This is a genomic window from Rothia sp. SD9660Na, from assembly GCF_030064065.1.
Taxonomy (GTDB): domain Bacteria; phylum Actinomycetota; class Actinomycetes; order Actinomycetales; family Micrococcaceae; genus Rothia.
This window is the reverse complement of sequence record NZ_CP125945.1, coordinates 1-3,449: the sequence shown is the minus strand read 5'-3', so window position 1 is coordinate 3,449 and position 3,449 is coordinate 1. Positions and strand designations below refer to the sequence as shown.

3 protein-coding genes are annotated in these 3,449 nt (G+C 49.7%); 2 read left to right on the top strand and 1 reads right to left on the bottom strand.

Annotated features, from left to right (window positions below; translation table 11 throughout):
* Positions 1-530: 530 nt before the first annotated feature.
* Entirely contained in the window at positions 531-878 is a 348-nt protein-coding gene (locus QM007_RS00055) for a hypothetical protein (protein ID WP_283489095.1), read from the top strand.
* 209 nt (positions 879-1,087) lie between these two features.
* Positions 1,088-1,207 carry a sigma factor-like helix-turn-helix DNA-binding protein gene (locus QM007_RS11050; RefSeq protein ID WP_502949046.1) on the top strand — a complete coding sequence of 40 codons (120 nt, stop codon included), beginning with the start codon at positions 1,088-1,090 and terminating at the stop codon, positions 1,205-1,207.
* A gap of 289 nt (positions 1,208-1,496) precedes the next feature.
* Here QM007_RS11050 and QM007_RS00050 read toward each other — a convergent pair whose 3' ends face one another.
* A complete protein-coding gene (locus QM007_RS00050; RefSeq protein WP_283489096.1) occupies positions 1,497-2,009 on the bottom strand; it encodes a hypothetical protein in 513 nt (170 codons plus the stop codon).
* Between the last annotated feature and the right edge of the window lie 1,440 nt (positions 2,010-3,449).

Below are 3,449 nucleotides of genomic sequence, written 5' to 3'. Positions count from 1 at the left end.
AAGACGAAAAAACCAACTTCCCTGTGCCACTGAGACTTCCAGAGCCACCACCGAGGTGAGCCAGTTCCAACGACTGATTGACCGACAGACCCCACCGCTTCCCTGAACCCAAAAATGAGCTGCTACCGATTCCCTGGAGCCGGGGTGTTAGGCGGCAAAGCCACCGAACCGATTTTCAAGCCGTCCGCCGTGCCCCGGATCGTCCTGCAGAACCTGAGCCAAAAGCCCACCGAAAGACCCAAAATTTTGGGGCAAAACCAGCCCAAAAATTGCCCTTCCCGAGCACCCCCCCTTCTTAAGAGTTAAAAGGGAACCCCAAACTTCCGCGTGTTTACAGGACTTTTTGAGTTTCCCGTGTAGACTCACGTCTACGTCAAGTAGATGTACATCCACACGGGAAAATTTTGAGAGGGCAACTGATGGACTCAAAGCAAAAGCGTTACTACGTGGACTCCGAAACGGGTGAAGCCTACGACTTTGTAGCAGTGCCTCGTTCGCAGTCCAGGGGATTCAACAAGGGGAGGTTCTTCATGGGAATGTTAGATGCCTTCGATGACATTGCGAACGCAGATTGGCCGGACGGCGACTACAAAGTCTTCATCAAACTTTTGGGACGGCTGGACTTCGAGAACTACCTTCATCTCGATGTGAAAGCCCTAGCCGAAGAAATGGGGCGTGATAGGTCTGGTATCTCTCGCTCGATTTCACGATTCATCGACCGTGGAATTCTGCACCGCGGCCCGCGCGTAGGTCGTTCCTACACCTACCGACTCGACCCCGGCACAGCCTGGCGCGGTAAATCTGACGCACGCGAACGAATCGAAAAAGAGATTCGCGACCGCAAATGGAAAGTCCTTAACGGCGGTTCAAACAGATAACGGTAAAGGGTCGTGCTAGTTGCCCAGCACGACCCTTTACTTATGCCCTCAATCAGTGGCAAAGACAGTCGCAAATATCGCTAAAACGCCCAAAAACCCACTTCTAAGAGCCTAAAACCCTCAAAACGCGGGGAAACCCGACCTAGTCGATTCACACTAGCCGCCGAGCTAGCAGCTTTGCTGTGGGGCTGTTTCACCTACCCTTATGAATAAGCCTCCATGACGACGAAATCCACTCATGGAGCCAAACCGCTAAACACTTTGGCTTATCCATCAGCACTGTCCAGCAAAGAGCACAACGTGCCCGCAAGGAACGAGCCGAAGAATAAAACCAGCACTCTAAGATTGTCTAAAAGCATCTCAAGAAACCCCGCATACCCCCATGTGTGGGGTTTTTATTAATGGTTGCAGATGTTTATAGATGGCGTTTTATTGCCAGCTTTGCCCCAACCCAGTAAAAAAATACTGAGCTTGCAACTATGATAAGTCCACCGATTAAAGATGTCCACATTTTATATTTCTTTTCTGCTGAAAGTAGCCCATAAAAAAGGACACTATGGAAATTATGATAGTTGAACCAAAAATAACTAAATTTCCATCCATTAGATACTCACTTCACTACCTACAAAATTTTGAGTCCAGATAAGCTTCAACTGCAGCAAAACTTCCTGCCGCCCCCGCCAACGCGGCAACCTGACCAGAAGTAAATGATAGACCTCCTAAAACCAGCACAGAGCCAGGAGCCATAGCAGCGGCAGCAGCAAAAAGTGCAGCAGAACCAATACCAAAAATAACTGTCGCAACAGTCGTAGCACAGATAGACGCTCGCATCATTGCCTCACCGACCAAGACAAAATTTCCATTATGCATCTCAACAGTATGACTTCTACCATTGGAAATAAAGGTATACGACTCCCCATCCTTCAGGGCAGACAAGTTTGATGTTATTTCAGACCCCGAAGTATCTTGTATTTTCCCAGTAATATCTTGAAGATTTTCTTCGGCAGCATAGTATGACTTATCAGAAAAGTTTATTGATGTATTTTGTGCATTGGCAACACCAAACATGGAAGAACACATCAAAGATGCGACTATAGAGCCGGTGATTATATTCCTTGTAATAGTCATCATTTACCCTTTCACCCCAGAGCATCTTCACTCTGGTGATTGGCGACACTTAAACCCAACCACACACACTTTAGAAAATCAACTTACTAAATCACAAACTGATAACAAATACAACAAAATCCCTAGTCAAACCCACACTAAAAACTATCTGTAACATCCACCCGTCAGGGGGCTAGGCGGAAACACCGCCGACCCTGCCCCAGGCCGTCCGCCGTGCCCTGACGGAGCGCTGCCCAACCCAACCACCACACCAAAAAACGGCCACAGCCCAGCAGGTAGTTGCGCAGCATTCCCCCTACCCAAAACCCTGTTTTCTTATTATGAATAACTCATAATAGAAATACCTTAGTCATTGGATGCATGAGGTGTGCCCGAAAAATCCAGTACCCAGAACTGGGAGTAGTCACCGGCGGTTTTTGCCTTCAGCCCAAGGGCAGGAGGCGCACGTTTTTGTCACGGGGCGGTAGCCCAAACCGTGTTTGGCATACGTGCCTGTCTTTTCTTCTTCTGTTTGCCTGTACTCTGCTGGACTCTTCTTAGGTTGTGTATTGGTCTTGACTTGGTTCGTCTCTGGTCTTTATTTCCTTGATTGGTTTTCTGTGTTTTGGCTGGGGTTCTTCTATCTGTTCGTTCTTTGGTTTTCTTGCTCTTGTTCGTCTTGGGTGTCGTTCGTGTAGTCCGGGTTCGTGGGCTCTCTTGGTTGCTGGTTCTCAGGTCTCCGGGGGGGGGTATTTGGTGCTGGTTTTTGGTCTTGGGAAACTGACGTCGTAAGTCAGCAGCGTCCGTGATTCTCACGGGTTGGTGCACCTCGGTGCCACACGTGTGTTTCATTTTTCTGAATGGAAATTTCTTTCATGTCTGAATCTGCATATTTCCCCTTGTCAGCTCCTGTTCTCTGTCGTGTGGGTGGGGTGTTTTTCTTCTGCTGTTGCTGCTTTTGTGGTGTCTTGGTTTCCCTGTGGTGTGTTCCGGTGTTCTTTCTCTGGGTTCTTTTGCTTGGTTGTGGTGGGTGTTTTCCTGGTGTGACCTGGGGTTTTGTTGGTATTCTGGGGGTAGTTTTCTGGTAGTTCGTGTTCTGCGGGCTGGTTTTCCCTTCGGTTTTGCATATGCCCTTCTGCGGCCTTCTATGGGGGTTCTAAGCGCCTAAAATCGTTTGGGCGTCTCCTAGTGCCACTTTGGGGGTAAAAGGCGCTCAGGCAAGCTTCTATGGCTTCTAAAGGGCATATAGGCACCCGGAGGCCTCTCAATACGCCCTCCTAAACCACCACAACCCCACCACACTGTTACCCAACGCGGGGGGGCTACCGCCGCCCCCCCGCACCCCCTTGCGCAAGCGCGGCGCTTGACCCGACGCTTTGCATTTCGCTACGCGACTGACGGCGCAGAACGCCGTCCGCCCTACGGGAATACAAAGCCCTGAATCCGTGAGCAAGAAACAGCACC

Excerpts from the sequence above, each read along its gene's own strand:
- QM007_RS00055 (WP_283489095.1), top strand. The coding sequence starts at position 531 with ATGGGAATGTTAGATGCCTTCGATGACATTGCGAACGCAGATTGGCCG.
- QM007_RS00050 (WP_283489096.1), bottom strand. The coding sequence starts at position 2,009 with ATGATGACTATTACAAGGAATATAATCACCGGCTCTATAGTCGCATCT.